The sequence below is a fragment of the Mycobacterium sp. E735 genome (assembly GCF_001666955.1).
Taxonomy (GTDB): Bacteria; Actinomycetota; Actinomycetes; order Mycobacteriales; family Mycobacteriaceae; genus Mycobacterium.
Window position 1 is genome coordinate 1 of sequence record NZ_LZIX01000162.1, and the last position, 22,773, is coordinate 22,773.

The following is a 22,773-nucleotide window of genomic DNA, read 5'->3' on the forward strand; positions in this document are numbered from 1 at the left end:
TGACGACCGCGGTGACCTGGACGGGGATGGGGTCGGCTCCGCACTGCCCGCTGCCGCGGCCGGCGATCGGGCCGGGCACCTACAACCTCGTCGTGCAGCTGGGCAACCTGCGTTCGCAGCCGGTGCCGTTCATCATGAACCAGCCGCCTCCGCCGCCGGGCCCGGTGCCCGGGCCGGGTCAGCCCGCGGCCGCGCCGCCGCCCGAGGCCCCACCGGCCCCGGTCCCCGCCGGTTAACTCAGCGGGTCGGCGATAGTCGACTCCGCGAGCTGCGACAGTCCCTCGCGCACGTGGCGGGCCCACATCGCGCCGATGCCCTCGACCGATTGCAGGTCGCCGGCGCTCGCAGCCAGCAGGCCCTGCAGCGTCCCGAACGATCGGACCAGTAGGTCGGAGTGGGCGAACTGCAGTCGCGGGATGCTGGCCAGCGCACGGTAGCCGCGGGGGCTGACCGCCGAGTCCTGCGCCTCGGCGGTGGTCGGGTAGCCGAAAACCTTTGCCAGCGCGGTGAGTTCGAGCAGCTCGGTGTCCGAGAGCGCGTCCAGCTCGTCCAGGGTCGCCGTCATCTGCGCCTTGGACAGCGGCTCCGGGCTGGCGTGGTAATCGCGGACGGTCAATTCCCGCGCGACGTCGTTGCCGCCCAGCAGCTCGTCCAGCTGCAGCCGCAGCTGACGCCCGTCGGTGCCCAGCTCGACGACGGCGTCGTCGATCACCAGGCCGATCCGCCGCACCAGCTCGAGCCGCTGCACCACCGTCATGACGTCGCGCAGCGTGACGAAGTCCTCGATCTCGGCCAGCGACAGCTGCCTGCTGACCTCGTCGAGCCTGGTCTTGTACCGCTCCAGGGTCGCGATCGCCTGGTTGGCCCGGGACAGGATGGTCGCGGAATCGGCCACCACGTGGCGTTCACCGCCCACGTAGACGGTCACGATGTTCATCGAATGGCTGACCGAGATCACCGGATAACCGGTCTGAATCGCCGCCCGTTCCGCCGAGCGATGCCGCGTTCCCGATTCGTCGGTAGGTATCGACGGATCCGGCACCAGCTGCACGTTGGCCCGCACGATGCGGCTGCCGTCGGTGGACAGCACCACGGCGCCGTCCATCTTCGCCAGCTCCCGCAGCCGGGTCGGCGCGTACCGGACGTCGAGGGCGAAGCCGCCGTCACAGATGGCCTCGACGTTCTCGTCGTTGCCGAGGACGATCAGCGCACCGGTGCGGCCGCGCAGGATGCGCTCCAGGCCGTCGCGCAGCCCGGTCCCCGGCGCAAGGCGGGCGACGGTCTCACGCAGTGTCGGACGAGTCACAGCGTGTCATTGTGCGGCCCCGGGGCGTTTTGCGTCCAGCCAGTGCGCGGCCGGGCGATGGCTTTCATGTGTTGCAGCGCCGCGGCGATGGTCGGTGCGCGCAGCGCCCGCATCCCATTCGGCACGATCTCGCGCCGCGGGTCGTCGCCGTCGGGGATGAGCGCGATGCTGAATCCCTGACGCGCGGCCTCGCCCAGCCGCCGTTCCATGCCGCCGACCCGTCGCAGGTCGCCCGCCAGCCCCACCTCGCCGATCATCACCGCGGTCGTCGGCAGCGGCAGGTCGGCGTAGGCCGACGCCAGCGCCATCGCGACGGCCAGATCCGAGGAGGGATCGGTCAACCGCATGCCGCCCACGGTGGACAGGTAGATGTCGTTGACACCGACGGCCAGCCTGCCGTGCTTCTCCAGCACGGCGCTGATCATCGCGGCCCGGGAGTGGTCGATCCCGCTGACGGCGCGGCGCGGCGAGCCGCCCCCCGGCGTCGCGAGCAGCGCCTGCACCTCCCCGATGAGCGGTCGCTTGCCGTCCAGCGTCACAGTGATCGCGGTCCCGGCGACCGGCGCGGGCCGCTGATCGAGGAAGAGGTTCGACGGATCCGACACGTCCTCGATCCCGTTGTCGTGCAACAGGAAACAGCCAACCTCGTCGGCCCCGCCGAATCGGTTCTTGACGCCCCGAACCATCCGCAGCGACCCGTTGCGGTCACCCTCGAAATGCAGCACCACGTCGACAAGGTGTTCCAGCGAGCGCGGTCCCGCGATGGCCCCGTCCTTGGTGACGTGGCCGACCAGGATCAGCGCGACGCCGTTGGCCTTCGCGGCCGCGGTCAGGGCGGCGGTGACGGCGCGCACCTGAGTGACGCCACCGGCGACGCCGTCGGCCTCGGTGGTGGACATGGTTTGCACGGAGTCGACGATCACCAGCGCGGGCTGCACCGTCGCGATGTGGTCCAGCACCGTGTGCACGTCGGATTCGGCGGCCAGGTAGACCTCGTCGGCGCCGCAGCCGGTCCGGTCGGCGCGCAGCCGGATCTGCCCGGCCGACTCCTCACCGGAGATGTACAGCGCACGCCGGCCCGAAAGCGCCCAGCGGTGGGCCACCTTGAGCAGCAGCGTCGACTTGCCCACGCCCGGATCACCCGCCAGCAGCGTGACCGAACCGGGCACCACGCCGCCCCCGAGCACCCGATCGAGCTCGCCGATCCCGGTCGAGCGGTGCCGGCTGGCGTTGGGCTCGACGGAAGTGATCGGGACCGGCCGCGAGGCCGACGCGGCCGCGACGGCCGCGCGACGGCCGCCGACCGCACTCAGCACCGGCACCTCGTCCACCGCTCCCCAGGTGCCGCACTCCATGCAGCGGCCCACCCACTTCGCCGTGACGTGCTGGCATTCGGAGCAGCGATATTGGGAGCGCGGATTTGCCACGCCATGACGGTATCGAGCCGGTACGACAAATCCCGGCTATGACAGGCGGTCGCCGCCGCCTAGCTTGGCTGCGCGGGGGCCAGCCCGGCCGAAACCGGCACCAGCACCGTGGCCTGACCGGCCTTCTCGAAATTGAACGTGAAGTTGTACAGCAACCCGTTGCTGATCGGCTTGGCCAGCATCACGGTCGCCTTGGCCGCGTTGCTCGAGCCCATCGGGCCGGGCGCCACCTTCTGGCCCTCCGGCGTGCCGATCAACAACATGCCGCCCGGGGGCAGCCGACCATCGCCGCTCAGGGTCACCGAGCCGACGTCGCTGGTGATGCTCACCAGCCTGTCCGGCATGTCCGGCGACTGGTTGATGGCCACCAGCAGGAGGTCCACCGCCTGCCCGGGCTGCACGAAGGCGCCCGTCTGCGGCGCCTGCATGCGGATGTCGCGCAGCGCCACATTGTTGATGGTCACCTTGTTGCCGTTGATCGCGGGCTCCTGCACGGCCATCTGCGAGACCTGGCCGGCCCCGCAGCCGCTGAGGAGCATCGCGACCACCGCGATGAGGCCGACGAGCGACGCCCGGATGGTCAGCGCCGGCGCGCGGAGGGGGAGGCCGATCTCGAAGCGGTTCACTCAATGCCTCCTGCTGGGCCGGTTCGACGGATGCAACTATGCACAGTAGTAGGAAGGTTTCGCGCGCGGTAGCGCGGGGCTTGGGACCAGCCAGGGAGGCCATATCCGGTGCTCCGTCGGGGCGCTCAGGGGCCGCTCTCAGGGCCGGAATAAGGCAGGGGTAATGTGCGTCACTGCACGTTCTGCTCCCCCTGTCAACCCCTAATCTGCGCGTGTTGTGCCCCTGACCTGCATCGTTGCTCCGCGCGCGATTGGGCGGCCGTGTTAGACTGAAGTAACGAAAGGGGCTCGAATCAGATGATCTTCAAGGTCGGCGACACCGTTGTTTACCCGCATCACGGTGCTGCGTTAGTCGAGGCGATTGAAACCCGCACCATCAAAGGGGAACAAAAGGAATATCTCGTCTTGAAGGTGGCGCAGGGAGACCTGACAGTTCGAGTGCCTGCCGAGAACGCCGAATACGTGGGTGTCCGCGACGTCGTGGGCCAGGAAGGCCTCGACAAGGTCTTCCAGGTTCTGCGCGCTCCCCACACCGAAGAGCCCACCAACTGGTCGCGCCGGTATAAGGCCAACCTCGAGAAGCTGGCCTCCGGTGACGTCAACAAGGTGGCCGAGGTAGTACGCGACCTGTGGCGTCGCGACCAGGAACGCGGCCTGTCCGCCGGTGAGAAGCGCATGCTGGCCAAGGCCCGCCAGATTCTGGTCGGTGAATTGGCCCTCGCCGAGAGCACCGACGACGCCAAAGCGGAAACCATCCTCGACGAGGTTCTGGCCGCCGCTTCCTGAAGGCCCTGACGCTTCGGTGGTCACGGGGACCGACTCCTCGGGCACGGTCGTCGCAGTGGTTCCGGCCGCAGGGTCGGGGGAACGACTCGGCGCCGGCATTCCGAAGGCATTTTGCGAGGTTGACGGGCGCACCCTGCTGGACCGCGCCGTCGGCGGTTTGCTGGCCTCCGAAGTCGTCGACCACGTGGTGGTCGCCGTCCCGGCGCCCATGGTCGACGAGGCCAAGCGATCCCTGGGCGAACGGGCGACGGTCGTCGCAGGCGGGGCCGACCGCACGACCTCGGTGAGCCTGGCGCTGGCGGCCGTCGCCGGTGACCCCCAGTTCGTCCTGGTGCACGACGCCGCCCGCGCCCTGACACCCCCCGCGCTGATCCTGCGCGTGGTGGACGCCCTACGGGCCGGGCACGACGCCGTCGTGCCCGCGCTGCCGCTGCATGACACCATCAAGGCCGTGGACGCCAACGGTGTGGTCCTGGGCACGCCCGAGCGGGCCGGCCTGCGCGCCGTGCAGACCCCGCAGGGCTTCGCGCTCGACCTGCTGCTGCGCGCGTATCAACGGGCCGGCACGGCCGAGTTCACCGACGACGCTTCGCTCGTCGAGCATGTCGGGGGCCAGGTCCAGGTCGTCGACGGCGACCCGCTGGCGTTCAAGATCACCACTCCGCTCGACCTGGTGCTGGCCGAAGCGATCGTGCGCCGGTGAACGGCGTGCCGCGCGTCGGGCTGGGCGTCGACGTGCACCCGATCGAGCCGGGCCGGCCCTGCTGGCTGGTGGGCCTGCTCTTCCCCGACGCCGACGGCTGCGCCGGCCACTCCGACGGCGACGTGGGCGCGCACGCGCTGTGCGACGCGCTGTTGTCGGCCGCCGGCCTGGGCGACATCGGCGCCGTGTTCGGAGTCGACCAGCCGCGGTGGAAGGGCGTCAGCGGTGCCGACATGCTGCGCCACGTCGCCGAGTTGGTGACGCGAGACGGCTTCCGCGTCGGAAACGCCGCCGTCCAGCTGGTCGGCAACCAGCCGAGAGTCGGTCCGCGGCGCGCCGAGGCGCAGCGCGTGCTCTCGGAGCTGCTGGGGGCACCGGTCTCGGTGTCGGCGACGACGACCGACGGGCTGGGCCTGACGGGTCGCGGTGAGGGCCGCGCCGCCATTGCCACCGCGTTGGTCGTCCCCGGCGGCTAGGGCGCGCAGCGCCGGGCGACGGCGAACCACCCGGTAAGCTGGCACGTCGTGACCGATCGCGCCCGCTTGCGGCTACACGACACGGCAGCCGGCGCCGTGCGTGATTTCGTCCCGCTGCGCGAGGGCCACGTCTCCATCTACCTGTGTGGCGCCACCGTCCAGGGCCTGCCGCACATCGGCCATGTCCGCAGCGGCGTGGCCTTCGACATCCTGCGCCGCTGGCTGATGGCGCGCGGCTGTGACGTCGCGTTCATCCGCAACGTCACCGACATCGAGGACAAGATCCTGGCCAAGGCCGCGGCGGCGGACCGGCCGTGGTGGGAGTGGGCGGCCACCTACGAGCGCGCGTTCAGCGCCGCCTACGACGCCCTGGACGTGCTGCCGCCGTCCGCGGAACCCCGCGCCACCGGGCACATCACCCAGATGGTCGAATTAATGGACCGCCTGATCGAAACCGGCCACGCTTACGCGGCGAGCGGGGACGTCTACTTCGACGTGCTGAGCTATCCCGAGTACGGGCAACTGTCGGGGCACAAGGTCGACGACGTCCATCAGGGCGAGGGCGTGGCGACCGGCAAGCGTGACCAGCGTGACTTCACCCTCTGGAAGGGCGAGAAGCCCGGCGAGCCGTCGTGGCCCTCGCCCTGGGGCCGCGGGCGTCCGGGCTGGCACCTGGAATGCTCGGCGATGGCACGCACCTATCTGGGGCCCGAATTCGACATCCATTGCGGCGGCATGGATTTGATTTTCCCGCACCACGAGAACGAGATCGCGCAGAGCCGCGCCGCCGGCGACGGATTCGCCCGCTACTGGCTGCACAACGGCTGGGTCACCATGGGCGGCGAGAAGATGAGCAAGTCGCTGGGCAACGTGCTGGCCATCCCGGCGTTGCTGCAGCGCGTCCGGCCGGCGGAGCTGCGCTACTACCTGGGCAGCGCGCACTACCGCTCGATGCTGGAATTCTCCGACACCGCCCTACAGGACGCGGTGAAAGCCTATGTGGGCGTTGAGGAATTCCTGCACCGTGTCCGCGTTCGGGTCGGCGGCGTCGAGCCGGGCGAGTGGACTTCGCGGTTCGCCGAGGCGCTCGACGACGACTTGGCGGTCCCGGCAGCACTGGCCGAGGTGCACCACGCCCGGGCCGAGGGCAACCGGGCCCTCGACTCCGGCGACCACGACGGGGCCCTGCAACACGCCCGGTCGATCCGCGCCATGATGGGGATCCTCGGCTGCGACCCGCTCGACGAGCGCTGGGAAACCCGCGACGAGACGTCGGCCGCGCTCGCCGCGGTCGAGGTGCTGGTGCGGGCCGAACTGGAGAATCGGGAAAAGGCCCGCGAGCAACGCAATTGGGCGCTCGCCGACGAGATTAGGGACCGGCTGAAGCTCGCCGGCATCGAGGTCACCGACACCGCCGACGGGCCGCAGTGGTCGCTGCAGGCAGGTCAGACCCCGTAAATGGCCGGCAATTCGCGCCGGCGCGGCGCAATACGCAAGGCGGGCACCAAGAAGGGGCCCACCGTGGGCTCGGGCGGCCAGCGCCGGCGCGCGCTGGAGGGGCGCGGTCCGACACCCCCGGCGCACCTGCGACCCAACCATCCCGCCGCCAAGCGCGCCCAGTCGCCGGCGCGGCGTCCCACCAAGCGGCCCACCGACGAGACGGAAACGGTGCTCGGCCGCAACCCGGTGCTGGAGTGCCTGCGCGCCGGCGTCCCGGCGACGGCGCTCTACGTGGCCCTGGGCACCGACGCGGACGAGCGGGTCACCGAGTCCGTCGCCCGCGCAGCGGATTCGGGCATCTCGATCCTCGAGGTGCCGCGCGCCGACCTGGACCGGATGACGAGCAACCACCTGCATCAGGGCATCGCGCTGCAGGTCCCGCCGTACAACTACGCCCACCCGGACGACCTGTTGGCGACCGCGATCAACTCCCCGCCCGCGCTGCTGGTGGCGTTGGACAACATCTCCGATCCGCGCAACCTGGGCGCGATCGTGCGTTCGGTCGCGGCGTTCGGCGGACACGGCGTGCTGATCCCGCAGCGGCGTTCGGCGTCGGTGACGGCGGTCGCCTGGCGCACCAGCGCGGGAGCCGCGGCCCGCATCCCGGTGGCTAGGGCCACCAATCTCACCAGGACGCTGAAGGATTGGGCCGACCGCGGGATCCGGGTTATCGGCCTGGACGCCGAAGGCGACACCGTGGTCGACGACCTGGACGGCGCCGACCCGCTGGTGGTGGTCGTCGGCTCGGAGGGCAAGGGACTGTCGCGGCTGGTGCGGCAGAACTGCGACGAAGTCGTGTCCATCCCGATGGCCGGGCACGCCGAATCGCTGAACGCCTCGGTGGCCGCCGGGGTGGTGCTCGCCGAGATCGCCCGGCAGCGCAGGGTTTAACTCCAGTGCGCCGCTGGCCCGCGCGCCTCGGCGCGGTCCTGGCCGTGGTCGGTCTCCTCGCGTCGCCCGCGGCGGCCGCCCAAGTCGACGGATTCGACCTGCAGGCCCACCGCGGCGGCCGAGGCGAGACCACCGAGGAGTCGCTGCGGGCCTTCGCGAAATCGCTCGAATTGGGCGTCAGCACACTCGAACTCGACATCAACATCACCCGAGACGGGCAACCGCTGGTGTGGCACGACCCGACGATCGACGCAGAGAAGTGCGCCGACACCGGCCCCGCGTTCGCCGGTGATCCGCAGTACCCCTACGTCGGAAAGTTGGTGCACGAGCTCACTGTGTCCCAGATCCGCACCCTGGACTGCGGACGCCGGCTGGCCGAGTTTCCCGACGCCGAGGTGGTGCGGGGCAACAAGATAGCCGTCCTACCGGAGGTGTTTGCGCTTGCCGATTCCTACCACGCCGCGGTTCGCTACAACATCGAGACGAAGGTGGCGGCCGACCACCCCGGGACTTCGGCCGAGCCCCAACAGTTCGTCGACGTGATACTGGCCGCCGTGCGCTCGGCCGGCAAGGTCGGCCAGGTGGAGATCCAGAGCTTCGACTGGCGGACCCTGCCGTTGGTTCGCCGGGCCGAGCCGTCGATCCCGTTGGTGGCGTTGTACAACGAAGAGACCTGGGCGCCCGGTTCGCCGTGGCCGGCGGGTGAGAACCCCGCCGCCATAGGTGACCCGATGGTCGGGGCGAAGCTGGTGGGCGCGGACATCGTCTCGCCCCGGTACCAGCTGGTCACCGGCGGGTCCTACGTCGATCGCGCGCATGCGCTTGGGCTGCAGGTGATCCCGTGGACGGTCGACGATGCGGCCACCATGCGCGAACTGATCGCCGACGGGGTCGACGGGCTCATCACCGACTACCCGACGCTGTTGCGCCGCGTGCTGACCGAACTCGGGATGCCGCTGCCGCCCGCCTACCACCGGACTTAGCGTCAGGGCGCCGCGTCCACCAGGGCGCCGGCGGGCGCGACCGGGGAATCGATGCCGGGCCGGCGCCCGCGGGCGGCGCGCCAGATCATGTTCGGGCGCAACAACCGCGTCGCGGGTTCGACCAGCGAGGTCACCCTGATGAACTGATTCAGCGCCGCGGTGTCGGTTTCGGCCGCCGTCAGGACCCGGTCGACGTACTTGTTGAACACCCGCGCGACCAGCGGTGGGGTGCCGTTGATTTCGGGCAGGGCAAGGTCGGGGTTGGTCGACAGCTGCCAGGCCTGGCGGATCGGCGCCGCCGCGGCGCGAAAGAAGCGCCGGGCCAGATCGTCGGTGCCGGCGGACAGGCAGTCGCGCAGCGCCAACGCCTCGAGCGCGGCGACCGTCATGCCCTGGCCGTAGACCGGGTTGAAGCTGCAGATCGCGTCGCCGATGACCAGCAGACCCTCGGGGAAGCGCCGCAGCTTGTCGTAGCGGCGCCATCGGCTGCACGGCGTCCGGTGGCGCACCGGATCCCCGATGGGTTCGGCGGCCCGCACCGCGGCGAGCAGGTGCGCCGGCGCGCAGTCCGCGACGAAATCACACATCTCGGCGAGGTCGAGCCCCGTGGGCTCGTGGCCGGCCACCCCCATCACGGTGAGCAGCCAGGTGTCGTCCTCGCAGTGCAGCAGCCCGCAACCCCTCGGCCTGCCCGGCACGATGCCGACGAGGAAGCCCAGCTCCCGCGGCGCCTCCGCCCTCATGCGCAGCGCTTGGCTCGCGTAGGTCAGCTGGACGTCGACGCGATCCTCACGCGGGCGCTCATACCCCAGGTGGTCCAGCCAGGTCGGGGTGCGGGCGGCACGCCCGGTGGCATCGACGACCAAGTCGGCGGGCAGCGTGATGGGCTCGCCGGTGCGCCCGCAGACCACCCGCACTCCGGTGACGCGGCGACGGTCCGGGGTCGACACCGGGCCGAGGATGAAGTGCTCGTCGAGCAGGGTGACGTTGGGAATCTCGCGCAGCCGGGTGCGGACGTGGTCTTCGAGGAAGGGCCGCGTCGCGCTGTAGGCGGTGAGCCCGGGGGCGCTGCCGCGCCGCGCCATCAGGTGCCCGCCGATGTCGTAGTAGAGCTCGGAGAGGTCATGGCCGTCGAAGTGGCGCGCGCCGTCGCTGACCATCTCGTCGAGGACGCCGGGGAACATCCCCTCGATCACCTGTGCTCCCCGGGCCAGCAGGGCGTGCAGGTGCCGGCCCTGCGGCACCCCGCGGCGAGGGGCGTGCGCGTCGGGCAGCGGGTCACGCTCCACGACCGTCACCGTGTCGAAGAAGTCGGCAAGCGATCGCGCGGCCAGCAAACCGGCCATGCTCGCCCCCAACACCACCGCGTGACTGCCGATCTTGGTCTTGATGTCGGACATGGCACTCCGCCTTTCTGACCGCTGGCTGACAAATGCCATGCTCACAGCGCTCGGCGGGCGCCGATAGCGTAGTCGGGTACGCGAGTTGGGATCGCCCGCCGGACACCGGCCGGTCGACGCGCACGCGAAACGGTGGCAATCCGGCCCGCGCGGTGCCGCCGCGCGGATATAGTCGCCGCGTGATCGGCGGCGACCAGCTGATTGGGCGCGACAGCGAGTTGGCAACCATTCGCCGCGCCCTGAGCGGGGCTGACCAGCACTCCGGGGTGCTGATCGCGGGCGCCGCCGGGCTGGGCAAGACTCGGTTGGCCCGCGAAGCGCTGCGGCGTGCCGGGGCATCGGGCGAACGCATCCAGTGGATCGTCGGCACCCAATCGGCCCAGTCGTTGCCACTCGGGGCGTTCATCGGCCTACTGGGCGAAGGCATGTCGGATCCGCTGACCAGCGTCCGGCGCGTGATCGAGTCGTTTGTCGCGCGGCAACGCCGCGGCCGAGTGGTGGTCGGAGTCGACGACGCGCACCTGCTGGATGGGTTGTCCGCGCTTGTGATTCACCAGCTGGCGCAGTCCGGCGGGGTCCGGCTGGTGGTCACGGTCCGCTCCGGCAGCGAAGAGCCCGATGCGGTGACGGCGCTGTGGAAGGACGGTTTGCTCCATCGCCTGGATCTGGAGCCACTTTCGGCCACGGCGACGCGCGAGGTGATCGAGCGCACGCTAGGCGGCCCGGTGGATGCGCGTTGTGCGGAGCGGTTCCGGCGGCTCACCGGGGGGAACACGCTGTTTCTTCGGCAGCTGCTGAGCGATCAGATGGCGGCCGGGCGGGTGCGGCAGGTGGCCGGGGTGTGGATGTGGGACGGCGACGTCGCGGTCTCGGCCAGCTTGTCCGACACGGTGGGACGCCAGCTTGGCCGCCTGAGCCCGCCGGTGGCGCTGGTGGTCGACACGCTGTCGCAATGTGAGCCGCTGCCCGTTGACGTGTTGTGCGACTTGGTGTCCCGCGAGGATTTGGTGGCGGCCGAAGCCATGGGCCTGGTGAACGTCGAACGCACCGCCGGCGGGCTGATGGCCCGGCTCGCGCACCCGCTGTTCGGTGAGCTTCGCCGCGCGGGCGCGGGCGAGATGTATCTGTCGAAGGTCCGCGGCCGCTTGGCGACCCGGCTGGCGCGCGACGGTGACGCAGACATGCAGGCCACGGTGCGCCGGGCGTTGCTGAGCCTCGAGTCGGATCTGGACCCGCAACCCGGGCTGTATCTGGAATCGGCGCGGCACGCGATGACACTGCTGGACCTGGAGTTGGCCGACCGGCTCGCCAACGCCGCGGCGCAGGCCGGGGCGCCGGGGGCGGCCGGCGTGCGGGCGATGAACCTGATCCTGCTCGGCCGCGGCGAGCAGGCCGAGGGCGCGTTGCGCGCGATCACCGAAAGCGATCCGCCGGATCGCCACTACTGGGCGACCCTGCGCGCGGCCAACCTGGTCTGGATGCTCGGCAGGCCGGCGGACGCCGCGGCGATTCTCGACGACCTGGCCGCGGCCGAGGAGACGCCGGCACAGGTCGCCGAGCGGTTGGCGGTGCAGGCGTGCCTGGATGCGGTCGCCGCGCGCTGCGGGGTCGCCGCCGAAAGGGCAAGGGCCGCATTGGATTCGGAACAGCTGCCGGACTTCCACGCGATGATGGCGTCGCTTGCGTTGATCATGGCCATGGGCGCGTTGGGGCAGGTCGACTGCCTGGCGATCGTGGCCGGGCAGGCGTTGCGCCGCGCGACGACGTCGTTCGAGGCGTCGCACATGCGGTTCTGGTTCGGCGCGGTGTACGGCCGGGCATGCCGGCTGACGGGCCGCATCGACGAATTCGTCGGCTTCGCAAAGGAGGTGGCCGACTCCGCGCGCGACATCCCGGGTCTGGCCTATGCGAACCTGGCCCTGCTGCTCGGAAATGCCGACCTGGCCCGCGGGGCGGTGGCCGACGCGGTGCGGCTGGTACACGAAGCGCTGGCCGGAGCCCAAATACACGCCACCACAAGTGGTTTGCGCCCGGCAAGCTACTTCGCGCTCGCCGAGGCGCACGGCAAGCTCGGGCACGCCGCGGAGGCGAACGATGCGGCCGCGGGGGCGCGATCGTGCGTGCCGGCCGACTACTTCTTCATGCATACCGGCTTGTCACTGGCCGACGGGTGGGCGCTGGCGACCGGCGGGCGCCTGGGCGAGGCCGTGGCGACGGCGCAGGCGGCCGCGCGAGTCGCCCGCGACCGCGGCCAGCCGACCCACGAACTGGCCTGCATACAGGCGGCGGCGCAGTGGGGTGACGCCTCGGGCGCCGGACGGGCCCGCGCGCTGGCCGACACGCTGGCGCTGCCGCTGGCCGATGCCATCGCTTCGCACGCCGAGGCCCTGCGGGCAGGGAACGGTGAGGGCCTCCTCGCGGTTTCGGCCGCCTACCGGGCGATCGGTGACCGGGCCGCGGCCGCCGACGCGGCGGCACAGGCCTCCGTCGCGTTCGTCGAAGGACAGCAGCACAAGCGCGGGCTTTATGCGTCGGCATTGGCCGGCGAGCTTGCCGAGGAGTGCGGCGGTTTGTGCACGCCGGCGTTGCGGACTCCGGCGGGTCTCAAACTCTCGGGTCGCCAGCGCGACGTCATCGAGCTGGTCGTGGCCGGCCTGTCCAACCGTCAGATCGCCGAGAAGTTGGTGATGTCGGTGCGCACCGTGGAGGGCCACGTTTACCGGGCCTGTCAGCGGGTTGGCGCCCAGTCCCGCGAGGAACTCGCGTCGATCATCCGATCGGGACCGGGGTCCGACTGACGGTATTCGAGTAGGCGACTACTCGTGCGCTTGGCGGAAACCGGTCATACCGTTGCGATCTCAACGAGAAAAGGAGAGCGCAATGAAGTACGTAGTGGCGTGGACATACCGCCTGAACGGCACCGCGGCCGAGAACGACGAAAGCCTGCGACGGGGCCTGGCCGCGTACTCGAAGTGGTCTCAACCGCAGACCACGACCTATCACCAGTTCGTCGGCCGCATCGACGGCGGCGGTGGATTCGCGGTGGTGGAATCCGACAATCCGGCCGACTTGGTCGAGACCACAAGCCAATTCGCCACGATCCTGGATTACCAGATCTATCCCGTTGTGGACATCGCCGAAGCCGCGCAGGCGCTGCAGCAGGGCGTGGAGTTCAGGGAGGCGATCGGCTAGGCGCCGAACACCCGCGCCGACGCCCACAGTGCGAGCACCGCGAGCACCAGGGACACCGGCACGGTACACACCCCGAGGCGGGTGTATTCGCCGACGCCGGCGTCGACGTCGTGCTGGCGAAGCACCCGCCGCCACAACAGGTTCGACAGCGAACCGACGTAGGTCAGGTTCGGTCCGATGTTGACCCCGAGCAGCACGGCCAGGATGGCGACCGGCCCGCTCGGCGCGACCAGTGGCAGCAGCACCAGGGTGGCGGGCAGGTTGTTGACCACGTTGGCCAGCACGGCGGCCACCGCCGCGATGGCGAGCAATGCCGGCAGCGTCGAACCGGACGGCAGCACCGCCGACATCGCCTTGTCCATGCCGTTGACCATCACCGCCCGCACGACCACGCCCAGCGCGAGCACGAACACCAGGAACGACACGTGGGCCGACCGCGCGATGTCGACCACCGAGGTATGCCGGCGGCTCAGGCTGCGCACCGCCAGCACCGCCGCGCCCGCGAGGGCGACCCAGGCCGGGTCCACGTCGACGGACTGGGCCACGGCGAACCCGGCCAGCGTCAGCCCCACGACCACCAGCACGAGCACCGGCGGCCGGGGCGCCGGCCCGGGTTGCTCCGGATGGGGCTGCACGCGCAGGTCGCCGGCGAAGAACCAGCGGAATACCGCGTAGAGCGTGACCACCACACCCACCCACGGCAACGCCATCAACAGCGTGAACCGGGTGAACGAAAGGTGGGCGGTGTGAAACGCCAACAAATTGGTCAGATTCGACACCGGCAGCAGCAGGGAGGCTCCGTTGGCCAGGTGCGCGGTGGCGTAGGCGTACGGGCGCACCGGGGTCCGCAGCCGACGGACGGCGGCCAGCACCACCGGGGTCAGCAAGACCACCGCGGTGTCCAGGCTCAGCACGGCGGTGATCAACGAGGCGATGACGAACACCCGCCGCAGCAGCGCCCCCGACCCGACGCTCCCGCGCGTGATCGCCGCACCGGCCGCCTCGAACAGGCCCTCGTCGTCGCACAGCTTGGCGAGCACCAGCACAGCGCCCAGGAACCCGACCACCCCGGAAAGCCCGGCCACCTCCTCGGCCGCCTGACGCACCGATATCGCGCCGACGGCGATCAGGATGAGGGCCGCGGGAACCGCCGCGACCGCCTCCGGCAGGCCCCGCGGGCGCACGACGGCGAAGGCCAGGACGGCAGCCAGCAGCACCAGCGCAAGGGTCAAGGTCAATGTATTGAACCCGTCTCAGGCCCAGGGGTTTTCGCGTCGCCACACGGTGGGCAGGTGCAGCCCGACACCATCCGCCGCGGCCAACTCGTCGAGGATGCGGACGGAGGAGTCCAGGTCGTCGCCCGCGTAGGGCAAGGCCCGCAGCGGTTTTGACAGCGGCCGGAAGAAATCGTCCCAGTGAATCATGATCACCCGGCGCGCCCCCACCGCGCGCACGGTCTCGGTCCAGTAGTCGGTCAAGTACGACCTGGGCTGTAGTCCCAACTGCCCGACCGACAGGTAGACGGCATCGGCGTGGTGACCGGCCAGCGCACCCTTGACGAATCCGGCGCTGCCCTGAATCAGCAACCGCCGGTCCGTCGGCCGGTGGTGGACCAACGTCGACCAGGACTCCCCGCAGCGGTAGGCGGACGCCTTGACCGGCGGGGTCAGCGGCGTGTCGATCGTGCCGGGAAAGCGGTCCGGCGGGCAATGATGGGACTCCACCAGGGTCACGTCGTACGCGCCCAACGTCATTGGCTCACCGCTGGTGGCGATCACGATACGGTCCTCGGGCAGCCCGCAGCCACGCCCGACGTTGGCCGCCGACCGCCCGCCCACCAGTCGCGCGCCGGTGCGGTCGGCGACGAGCGCGGAATCCAGCGCGTGATCGATGTGGGTGTGCACCGGGATGACCGCCTCCAGCGCTGACACGTTGGCCCGCGCCAGGCAGGCGTCCACGCGGGCGGCCGACGGCGCCACCTTGCCGGCGGCCACCCGGGCCAGGCTCGGCCGGGAGAAGTAGCCGTCGGTCAGCAGGGCCGACGAGCCGTCGTCGATCAGCAGCGTCGCCACGCCCAGCCACGTCGCCGATAGGGCCCCGGCTCTGGCGGGCGGCGCGTCGAACCGATCCGCATACCGCGCGATGTCGGGCCGACCGAGTTTGAGCCGCATCAGCTGAACGCCCCGATCTCGACGCCCGCGGCCTCCAGCCCGTCGCGCACGGCCTCCGCGATCTGCACCGCGCCGGGCGAATCGCCGTGCACGCAAACCGATTCCGCGGTGATCGTGACCGGGGTGCCGTCGATGGCGGTGACCCGGCCGGAGGTCACCATGCCGACCACGCGGTCGGCGATCGCCGCCGGGTCTGCAAGCACCGCGCCGGGTTCGCGGCGGGAAACCAACTGGCCGTCCGGCCGGTAGGCGCGGTCGGCGAACGCCTCGGCCACCGTGCGCAGACCGCGGAACGCGGCCTCGTCGAAGAACGCCGAACCCGCCATGCCCAGCACCGGCAGCGCCGGGTCCACCATCCGCACCGCCTCGGCGACCGCGGCCGCCTGGTCGCGGTCGGTCACAATCGTGTTGTACAGCGCGCCATGGGGTTTGACGTAGGACACGGCCGAGCCGGCCGCGCCGGCGAGCGCCTGCAGCGCGCCAATCTGATACGCCACGTCGGCGATCAGGTCCTCGGCGGCGACGTCGATGAAGCGCCTGCCGAACCCGGCCAGGTCGCGATAGCTCACCTGCGCCCCGATGCGGACGCCGCGCTCGGCGGCCGAGCGGCAGACCCGCAGCAGGCCGGCGGGGTCCCCGGCGTGAAACCCGCACGCCACGTTGGCGCTGGTGACGATCCCCAGCATCGCGTCGTCGTCACCCAGGCGCCAGACGCCGAAGCTTTCGCCCAGGTCGGCGTTTAGGTCGATACCGGCCACCCGTCCAGCTTATGGGGCGGCGCCGTCGCCACCCGGAGAGGCGGTCGCCTTTGCCGTCGCTACCGGGTGACGACCGCGGCCGCGATCTGCTGGGCGACGTCGACCGCGGCCGCCCCGGGCAGGAAGGACCCGCAGGCGGCCACGTCGATGACGATGTTGTTGCGCGCGGTGAGCGCACGCTGGCACCGCCAGCCATCCGGGCTACCGACCTGCTCTTCCGACGTGCTCAGCGTGCCGCCCACCTTGTGGGAATCGGCCACCGCCCACGCGATCTCGGGCTGCCCCGGGGGACGGTCGACGAATCGGCGGTTGGCGCAGGCCGACCACCTCCGGACCGATGCGTCGTAGAACGCGTTGGCCTGCCTGGCCGTTGGGTAGGAGATCACGGCCTGGTTGACGGAGTCGTTGCGCACATTGGGGTCGTCATAGCTGTCGTCGAGTCGTTCGCCGCGCACCGCGGTCCAGCCGGTGTCCGCGTATACGGCCTGTTGGGCGGGCCCGGCCATGGCCAGGCAGCTCCTCTCGCTGAACGTCTGGCTGGAGTCCCACATGTCCGGCGTGCGATACCGGAGCCGCATTCCCGCACCCAGGATGTCGTTGACTTTGCCGTCGTCGAGCAGCAGCCCGTCCAGGGCGGTGACGGCCACCGGGGCCTGCGACAGCGGACCGCGGGTGTCCGCGGGCGCGGCGCTTCCGCCGACGACGGTGGTGCAGCCGGTCGTGAGGGCGCACAACGCCGCCTGCAGGACGATCGCGATTTGCCTACGCACCAGAGCCTTTCGGACGCGGGCCCGTCTGTGCCGACCAGCTTAGGCGGCGACCTCCTGTCGACGCCCCAGCGACCAGCAGACCAGGTAGATCAGGAAGGAAATCCCCGCGACGAAGACGGACACCGGTACGCCGGGCGCCAGCGACAGCACGATGCCGCCGACGGCGGAGACCTCGGCGAAGACGACCGAGGCCACCATCGCCGCCGCCGGCGAGGCCACCACCCGGGCGGCCGCCGCCGCCGGCGTGATCAGCAACGACATCACCAGCAGCGCACCCACGATCTGCACGGCCTGCGCGGCCACCACGCCGACCAGGGCGGCGAACACGATGCCCAGCGCCCGAACCGGCACCCCGCGTGCCGCCGCGACGTCGGGGTCGACGGTGGCGAACAACAGCGGGCGGTAGCACGTCGCGATGACGGCAAGGACGAGCAGGCAGACCAGGGCCAGCATGCCCAGCCCGGTGTAGCCGACGCCGACGATCTGCCCGGTGAGCAACGCGAAACTGGTCGCGGTCCGGCCCGGGTAGAGGTAGATGAACAGCACCGCCAGGCCCAGCCCGAAGGCCAGCACCACGCCGATGACCGAATCGCGTTCGCGGGCCCGCCGGCCCAGCACGCCGAACAGCGCGGCCGCCAAAGCGCTGCCGACCAGGGCGCCCAGCCCCACCTCGACGCCGACCAGCAGCGCGAAAGCCGCTCCCGTCAACGACAGTTCGCTCGAGCCGTGCACGGCGAACGACATCTGCCGCATCACGATGAACGGCCCGATCAGCCCGGCCACCAGGCCCAGCAGCGCGGCGGCGAGCAGCGCCTGCTGGACGAAGTCGTGGCGCAGTAGGTGGGCGGTGACGTCGAAGTCGAGCAGGTGGGCCAGCACGCCGGTCAGCCGGTTATTCACCGTGGGCCCAGTCGGTCGTCTCACCGACCACCACGTAGCGGTCCTTGACCTTGACCACCGCGATGTCGGCTCGGTAGAGCGTCGAGAGCGTCTCGGTGGTCATCACCTCGTCGACGGTGCCGATCCGGAACCGTCCGTCGACCAGATAAATCAGCCGGTCGACGTACGGCAGGATCGCGTTGAGGTCGTGGGTGACGACGATGACGGCGGTCCCGGCATCCCGGCGGCGACGGTCGATCAGCGCGGACACCAGTTTGGCGTTCGCCGGGTCCAGGGCCAGCAGCGGCTCGTCGCACAGCAGCAGCATCGGGTCGCTGACCAGCGCCTGCGCGACGCGGATCCGCTGCAGCTCGCCGCCGGACATCACGCCCACCCGGATGTCCGCCAAGTGTTCGGCGTTGACCTGTCGCAGCGCCTCGGCCACGGTCGCGCGGCGGCGGGCGCGGTCGGCGGATCTGCGCGGCATGCCGCCCCAAAGATGCCCGTCGACGCCGAGCCGAACCAGGTCGCGTCCCCGAAGCATCACGTCGGAGTCCATCGGTCGGTGTTGCGGCACGTAGCCGACGCGTCCGCTGCCGGAGTGCATCGGCTCTCCGTCCACCAACGCGACACCGGCGGACAACGGCAGCTGCCCCAGCAGCACCTTCAGCAACGACGTCTTGCCGCTGCCGTTGGGGCCGAGGACGGCGATGAATTCGCCGGGCGACACGGACAGGTCGAGGTGGTCCCACAGCACCCGGTCGCCGAACGCCAGCCGCGCACCGCGCAGCGAGACGGTATCCGGACGGCTGTCGACCGCGCGGACCGCGTCGAGGCTCACGGTTGCACTGACCGGCGCGATTGGAGCGCGGCCAGCAGCTGGTTGACCGTGTTGCGCTGCCACGTCAGGTAATCCGTGCCGTCGGGCAGGGTCTCGCTCACTTCGGTCACCGGCACGCCCGCGCGCCGCGCGGCGTCCCGCACGCCGTTGATCGCGGGGGTCGACGTCTGCGGGTTGACCAGCACCGCCGACACCTGACGATGGTCGATCAGGTCGAGCACGAACGCCATGTCGGCGGGCGAGGGGTCCGTCTCGTTCTCGTTGGCCGCGGTGAAGGCGGCCGGTGTGCGGTTGACCAGACCGGACGCCTCCAGCAGGTAGTGGCCGACGGGTTCGGTCGCGATGACCCCCGTGCCGGGGTAGGCGCTGGCGATGGCGTGTTCGGAGATGGCGATCGCGTCGGCGCCGCGGCAGAAGCCGGCGGCGTTGGCCCGGTAGTCGGCGGCGTTGGCGGGATCGATGGCGGCCATGCGGTCGGCGATCGCGAAGGCGACCGATTTGGCGACGTCGAGGTCGTAGAAGACGTGCTCGTTGGCCGGCTGCTCGGCCGAGTCCCTGTGGAACGAATAGGCGCCGATCGCTTTCACGCCGGGGTGGCCGGCGAGCACTTGGTCCACCCAGGGGTCATAACCGCCACCGTTGTACACCACCAGGGTGGCGTCGGTGATGGCCGCGGCGTCCGCGGGGCTGGCTTGATAGGAGTGCGGGTCGGTGTCGCCCCCGGTCAGGATGGACTTGACCGCGAGGTGACGGCCGGTGACGGCGCTAGCCACGCTGCCCCAGGCGCCGGTCGAGGCGACGATGGCGGCCGCCCGCGGGTGTGCCGGGCCGCCGCAGCCCGTGCCCGCGGCCAGCAGGATCAGCACGGCGGGCAGCCAGCGCAGCGCGCCGGCCACCGCGATTCGTCCCCGCGTCAGCGCCATGCGTGCGTCCGATGTCCTCTCGCCGGCCGGTCGGCCGACCCATAATACTAATGAAAATCGTTTCCATTACAAAGCGGCGAGTGGAAGCCGCTTAGGCGCGCATCCGGATTCGCTGTAGCGTCACCGATTGTGAGTCCCGCACCACGCCCGCGTGCGACTCTGGCGTCGTTGGCGGACGAACTGAAGGTTTCGCGCACCACGATCTCCAACGCCTTCAACCGGCCGGATCAACTCTCGGCCGACCTACGCGAACGCGTGCTCGCGACGGCCAAGCGGCTGGGGTACGCGGGTCCCGACCCGGTGGCGCGCTCGCTGCGCACCCGGAAGGCCGGCGCGGTCGGCCTCGTGATGGCCGAGCCGCTCACTTACTTCTTCAGCGATCCGGCGGCGCGGGACTTCGTCGCCGGAGTCGCGCAGTCCTGCGAAGAGCTGGGGCAGGGCCTGCTGCTGGTGGCCGTCGGGCCCGGCCGCAGCATGGAGGACGGGACGGGCGCCGTGCTCGGCGCCGGGGTGGACGGCTTCGTCGTGTATTCGGTGTGCGACGAGGACCCGTACCTTCAGGTCGTCCTGCAGCGCCGATTGCCGGTCGTGGTCGTCGACCAGCCGAAGGGGCTCGCCGGCGTGTCCCGGGTGGGGATCGACGATCGGGCGGCGATGCGTGAGTTGGCCGACTACGTGCTGGGGCTGGGGCACCGCGAGATCGGGCTGCTGACCATGCGGCTGGGCCGGGACCGCCGACAGGGGCTGGTGGATGCCGAGCGGTTGCGGTCACCGGCGTTCGACGTGCAGCGTGAACGCGTCATCGGTGTCTGGGAGGCGATGTCGGCCGCCGGTGTCGACCCCGATGCGCTGACCGTGGTGGAGAGCTACGAGCACCTGCCGGAGTCCGGGGGGACCGCCGCCAAGGTGGCCCTGGAGGCCAACCCCCGCATCACCGCGTTGATGTGCACGGCGGACATCTTGGCGCTTTCGGCCATGGATTACCTTCGCGCACATGGCATTTACGTCCCCGGCCAGATGACCGTCACCGGTTTCGACGGCGTGCCCGATGCGATCGGCCGGGGGTTGACGACGGTGGCCCAGCCGAGCCTGCAGAAGGGCCGCCGGGCGGGGGAGTTGCTGTTGCGTCCGCCGCGGTCGGGCCTGCCGGTCGTCGAGGTGCTGGACACGGAGTTGATCCGCGGCCGCACCGCCGGTCCGCCGGCTTAGCTAAGAGTCCTGATCCCCGATCAGCAACCGCACGGCCAGATCCAGCCGCTTGCTGACGTCGGTGGCCGAGGCCCGCCGGGTGAGCCAGGCGAGCAGGTTGGACAGCCACACGTCGGAGATCACCCGGGCGATGTGGTACTGGTCCTCGGTCGGTTCGCCGTCGGCCATCGCGCGGGCGAACATGGAGTCGATCAGCTTCTCGACCTGGTCGACCTCGCTGGCCGCCGACGCGTCGGCGAACACGTAGGCGCGCGTCATGGCCTCGGTGAGCAGCGGATTGCGCTGCATCGCGCGGTTGAGCTTGCCGACCATGAAGTTCAGCCGCTGAAACGGCGTTCCCCCGGCGACCGACGACCGGTCGGTCTTGGCGTCGATCCGGCTGAACTCCCGGCCCAGGGCCGACACCAGCAGGTGCACCTTCGACGGGAAATACCGGTACAGCGTGCCCACCGCCACGTCGGCGCGGTCAGCGACGGCGCGCATCTGGACCGCCTCGTAGCCACCCTTCGACGCGATCGCCATGGTGGCGTCCAGGATCCGCTTGCGGCGCTCCCGCTGTGCTTCCGAGCCGAGTTCGGACTCCGCCAGTACCGCCACGTTCATCACCTCACGCGGCTGCGAGTCTGAACCGCGGCTCGCGTTGGCCCTCGAGTTGGCACTGGCTGGCATATCGCGGGTTGCTCCTGTTCCTGGCGGCTCGCTTGCAAACGATACGCATGCTGAGTGTGAATTTCCCACCTCCGTACCGCCGGGACAGCCGCGTGTGCTGCTGTGATGACGTTCGACTTGACGGTCGATCGCTGGCACTATTAGAACACGTTCTAGTCTGCGACGAGGCGGGTTGCGCAGCGACCCGAGCCGAGCAGGAGAATCGAGAGCTAGGGGTCGTAGGCCCCGAGTCATGTCGAGTCAACGGACGTGGAGGTCCCGAGGGTGGTAGCGACCGTCACAGACGAGCAGTTCGCCGCGCGCGCCCTGGTGCGCGACTGGGCCCGCAATTCGACGTCGGGGCCGGGCGGGACGACGGCGATCCGCGAGGTCGAGCAGGGCGACGCCGACGCGTGGCGCCCGGTCTTCGCCCGCCTTGCCGAGCTGGGCATCTTCGGCGTCGCGATCGCCGAGGAGCATGGCGGCGCCGACGGCAGCGTCGAGGACTTGTGCGCGATGGTCGAGGAGGCGGCCAAGGCGCTGGTTCCCGGCCCCGTCGCGACGACCGCGCTGGCGACGCTCGTCGTCACCGACCCCGAACTGCTGGCGGCGCTGGCCGCCGGCGAACGCTTCGCCGGGCTGGCGCTCGAGGGTGACGCCCAGTTCGACGGCCAGCGCGCCTCCGGAACCCTGCCGCTCGTGCTGGGCGCCGCCGACGGCGGTGTCCTCCTGCTGCCGGCCGGCGACGAGTGGCTCCTCGTCGACACCGAGAGCGACGGCGTGCAGGTCGAGCCGCTGGAGGCGACCGATTTCTCCCGCCCGTTGGCCAGGGTGGTGCTGACGTCGGCGCCGGCCGCCGTCGTGTCGGAGTCGCGTCGGCGCGTCGACGAACTGGCGGCCACCGTGCTGGCCGCCGAGGCGGCCGGCCTGACCCGCTGGGCGCTGGACACCGCCGTCGACTACGCCAAGGTCCGCGAGCAGTTCGGCAAGCCGATCGGCAGCTTCCAGGCCGTCAAGCACCTGTGCGCCGAGATGCTGTGCCGCGCAGAGCAGACCGAGGTGGCCGCCGCCGACGCCGCCCGCGCCGCGGCCGAGCCCGATCCGGACCAGTTCGCCATCGCGGCCGCGCTGGCCGCGAGCATCGGCATCACGGCGGCCAAGGCCAACCTCAAGGACTGCATCCAGGTGCTCGGCGGCATCGGCTGCACCTGGGAGCACGACGCGCACCTGTACCTGCGGCGGGCGCACGCGATCGGCCGGTTCCTCGGCGGCGCCGAGCGCTGG

22 protein-coding genes and 1 pseudogene are annotated in these 22,773 nt (G+C 70.8%); 11 read left to right on the top strand and 12 right to left on the bottom strand.

Going from position 1 to position 22,773, the window contains the following annotated elements; all coding sequences use genetic code 11:
- A pseudogene (locus tag A5704_RS12685) lies at positions 1 to 236 on the top strand (hypothetical protein); the annotation flags it as partial.
- Here A5704_RS12685 and disA read toward each other — a convergent pair.
- From disA to A5704_RS12700, 3 genes are read right to left on the bottom strand one after another with little or no spacing between them, the layout of a single operon-like run.
- Positions 233 to 1,306: a DNA integrity scanning diadenylate cyclase DisA gene (gene disA, locus A5704_RS12690; RefSeq protein ID WP_067889270.1), complete on the bottom strand. Its 1,074-nt coding sequence runs from the start codon at positions 1,304 to 1,306 to the stop codon at positions 233 to 235. The pseudogene A5704_RS12685 and the gene disA overlap by 4 nt on opposite strands.
- Positions 1,303 to 2,733: a DNA repair protein RadA gene (gene radA / locus A5704_RS12695; protein WP_067747817.1), complete on the bottom strand. Its 1,431-nt coding sequence runs from the start codon at positions 2,731 to 2,733 to the stop codon at positions 1,303 to 1,305. The genes disA and radA overlap by 4 nt, the downstream gene beginning before the upstream one ends.
- A 59-nt stretch (positions 2,734 to 2,792) precedes the next feature.
- Positions 2,793 to 3,359, bottom strand: a complete 567-nt coding sequence (locus A5704_RS12700; protein ID WP_067747815.1) for a hypothetical protein — start codon at positions 3,357 to 3,359, stop codon at positions 2,793 to 2,795.
- 297 nt (positions 3,360 to 3,656) lie between these two features.
- Between A5704_RS12700 and carD the strand changes: the two genes are divergently transcribed.
- The 6 genes from carD to A5704_RS12730 are packed head-to-tail and all read left to right on the top strand — an operon-like array spanning position 3,657 to position 8,698.
- Positions 3,657 to 4,145, top strand: coding sequence for an RNA polymerase-binding transcription factor CarD (carD, locus tag A5704_RS12705; protein WP_003419482.1), 489 nt, complete (start codon positions 3,657 to 3,659; stop codon positions 4,143 to 4,145).
- A 16-nt stretch (positions 4,146 to 4,161) separates the two neighbouring features.
- The gene (gene ispD, locus A5704_RS12710; protein WP_067747813.1) at positions 4,162 to 4,848 is read left to right on the top strand and encodes a 2-C-methyl-D-erythritol 4-phosphate cytidylyltransferase; all 687 of its coding nucleotides are present in this window, start codon (positions 4,162 to 4,164) and stop codon (positions 4,846 to 4,848) included.
- Entirely contained in the window at positions 4,845 to 5,324 is a 480-nt protein-coding gene (gene ispF / locus A5704_RS12715) for a 2-C-methyl-D-erythritol 2,4-cyclodiphosphate synthase (RefSeq protein ID WP_067747811.1), read from the top strand. Before ispD ends, ispF begins: the two co-directional genes overlap by 4 nt.
- Positions 5,325 to 5,372: 48 nt before the next feature.
- Positions 5,373 to 6,782: a cysteine--tRNA ligase gene (cysS, locus tag A5704_RS12720; protein ID WP_067747809.1), complete on the top strand. Its 1,410-nt coding sequence runs from the start codon at positions 5,373 to 5,375 to the stop codon at positions 6,780 to 6,782.
- Positions 6,783 to 7,715: a 23S rRNA (guanosine(2251)-2'-O)-methyltransferase RlmB gene (gene rlmB, locus A5704_RS12725; RefSeq protein ID WP_067747807.1), complete on the top strand. Its 933-nt coding sequence runs from the start codon at positions 6,783 to 6,785 to the stop codon at positions 7,713 to 7,715.
- Positions 7,716 to 7,720: 5 nt separating this feature from the next.
- Positions 7,721 to 8,698, top strand: coding sequence for a glycerophosphodiester phosphodiesterase (locus tag A5704_RS12730; RefSeq protein WP_082954848.1), 978 nt, complete (start codon positions 7,721 to 7,723; stop codon positions 8,696 to 8,698).
- Between the two features lie 2 nt (positions 8,699 to 8,700).
- On the opposite strand, the gene A5704_RS12735 is transcribed toward A5704_RS12730, so the two are convergent.
- Positions 8,701 to 10,098 carry an NAD(P)/FAD-dependent oxidoreductase gene (locus tag A5704_RS12735; protein ID WP_067747804.1) on the bottom strand — a complete coding sequence of 466 codons (1,398 nt, stop codon included), beginning with the start codon at positions 10,096 to 10,098 and terminating at the stop codon, positions 8,701 to 8,703.
- Between the two features lie 179 nt (positions 10,099 to 10,277).
- On the opposite strand from A5704_RS12735, the gene A5704_RS12740 reads away from it, so the two are divergent.
- Together A5704_RS12740 and A5704_RS12745 are read left to right on the top strand one after the other, a co-directional pair.
- Positions 10,278 to 12,896, top strand: coding sequence for a LuxR C-terminal-related transcriptional regulator (locus tag A5704_RS12740; RefSeq protein ID WP_067747802.1), 2,619 nt, complete (start codon positions 10,278 to 10,280; stop codon positions 12,894 to 12,896).
- Positions 12,897 to 12,978: 82 nt separating this feature from the next.
- On the top strand, positions 12,979 to 13,290 hold the full coding sequence (locus A5704_RS12745; protein WP_067279019.1) for a DUF3303 domain-containing protein: 312 nt from the start codon (positions 12,979 to 12,981) through the stop codon (positions 13,288 to 13,290).
- Here the strand turns inward: A5704_RS12745 and A5704_RS12750 are convergent.
- The 7 genes from A5704_RS12750 to A5704_RS12780 are packed head-to-tail and all read right to left on the bottom strand — an operon-like array spanning position 13,287 to position 19,632.
- Complete coding sequence (locus A5704_RS12750; RefSeq protein WP_067747800.1) at positions 13,287 to 14,528, bottom strand: SLC13 family permease; 1,242 nt, start codon at positions 14,526 to 14,528, stop codon at positions 13,287 to 13,289. The two genes, A5704_RS12745 and A5704_RS12750, sit on opposite strands and share 4 nt — an antisense overlap.
- A 15-nt stretch (positions 14,529 to 14,543) precedes the next feature.
- Complete coding sequence (locus tag A5704_RS12755; protein WP_067889273.1) at positions 14,544 to 15,461, bottom strand: MBL fold metallo-hydrolase; 918 nt, start codon at positions 15,459 to 15,461, stop codon at positions 14,544 to 14,546.
- Complete coding sequence (locus A5704_RS12760; protein ID WP_067747796.1) at positions 15,461 to 16,219, bottom strand: LamB/YcsF family protein; 759 nt, start codon at positions 16,217 to 16,219, stop codon at positions 15,461 to 15,463. Before A5704_RS12760 ends, A5704_RS12755 begins: the two co-directional genes overlap by 1 nt.
- Positions 16,220 to 16,278: 59 nt before the next feature.
- The gene (locus A5704_RS12765; RefSeq protein ID WP_067889276.1) at positions 16,279 to 16,992 is read right to left on the bottom strand and encodes a sensor domain-containing protein; all 714 of its coding nucleotides are present in this window, start codon (positions 16,990 to 16,992) and stop codon (positions 16,279 to 16,281) included.
- Positions 16,993 to 17,028: 36 nt separating this feature from the next.
- Positions 17,029 to 17,889, bottom strand: a complete 861-nt coding sequence (locus A5704_RS12770) for a metal ABC transporter permease (protein ID WP_067747792.1) — start codon at positions 17,887 to 17,889, stop codon at positions 17,029 to 17,031.
- On the bottom strand, positions 17,882 to 18,709 hold the full coding sequence (locus A5704_RS12775) for a metal ABC transporter ATP-binding protein (RefSeq protein WP_067889278.1): 828 nt from the start codon (positions 18,707 to 18,709) through the stop codon (positions 17,882 to 17,884). The genes A5704_RS12770 and A5704_RS12775 overlap by 8 nt, the downstream gene beginning before the upstream one ends.
- The gene (locus tag A5704_RS12780) at positions 18,706 to 19,632 is read right to left on the bottom strand and encodes a metal ABC transporter solute-binding protein, Zn/Mn family (protein WP_067889280.1); all 927 of its coding nucleotides are present in this window, start codon (positions 19,630 to 19,632) and stop codon (positions 18,706 to 18,708) included. Before A5704_RS12780 ends, A5704_RS12775 begins: the two co-directional genes overlap by 4 nt.
- Before the next feature lie 129 nt (positions 19,633 to 19,761).
- Between A5704_RS12780 and A5704_RS12785 the strand changes: the two genes are divergently transcribed.
- On the top strand, positions 19,762 to 20,841 hold the full coding sequence (locus tag A5704_RS12785) for a LacI family DNA-binding transcriptional regulator (RefSeq protein ID WP_067889282.1): 1,080 nt from the start codon (positions 19,762 to 19,764) through the stop codon (positions 20,839 to 20,841).
- Here the strand turns inward: A5704_RS12785 and kstR are convergent, their stop codons facing one another.
- Positions 20,842 to 21,438, bottom strand: a complete 597-nt coding sequence (kstR, locus tag A5704_RS12790) for a cholesterol catabolism transcriptional regulator KstR (protein ID WP_067279200.1) — start codon at positions 21,436 to 21,438, stop codon at positions 20,842 to 20,844.
- Between the two features lie 336 nt (positions 21,439 to 21,774).
- Between kstR and A5704_RS12795 the strand changes: the two genes are divergently transcribed.
- Positions 21,775 to 22,773: acyl-CoA dehydrogenase family protein (locus tag A5704_RS12795; protein ID WP_197508482.1), on the top strand; the 999-nt coding region annotated here is incomplete at its 3' end.

Excerpts from the sequence above, each read along its gene's own strand:
- carD (WP_003419482.1), top strand. The coding sequence starts at position 3,657 with ATGATCTTCAAGGTCGGCGACACCGTTGTTTACCCGCATCACGGTGCT.
- rlmB (WP_067747807.1), top strand. The coding sequence starts at position 6,783 with ATGGCCGGCAATTCGCGCCGGCGCGGCGCAATACGCAAGGCGGGCACC.
- A5704_RS12735 (WP_067747804.1), bottom strand. The coding sequence starts at position 10,098 with ATGTCCGACATCAAGACCAAGATCGGCAGTCACGCGGTGGTGTTGGGG.
- A5704_RS12745 (WP_067279019.1), top strand. The coding sequence starts at position 12,979 with ATGAAGTACGTAGTGGCGTGGACATACCGCCTGAACGGCACCGCGGCC.
- A5704_RS12755 (WP_067889273.1), bottom strand. The coding sequence starts at position 15,461 with ATGCGGCTCAAACTCGGTCGGCCCGACATCGCGCGGTATGCGGATCGG.
- A5704_RS12780 (WP_067889280.1), bottom strand. The coding sequence starts at position 19,632 with ATGGCGCTGACGCGGGGACGAATCGCGGTGGCCGGCGCGCTGCGCTGG.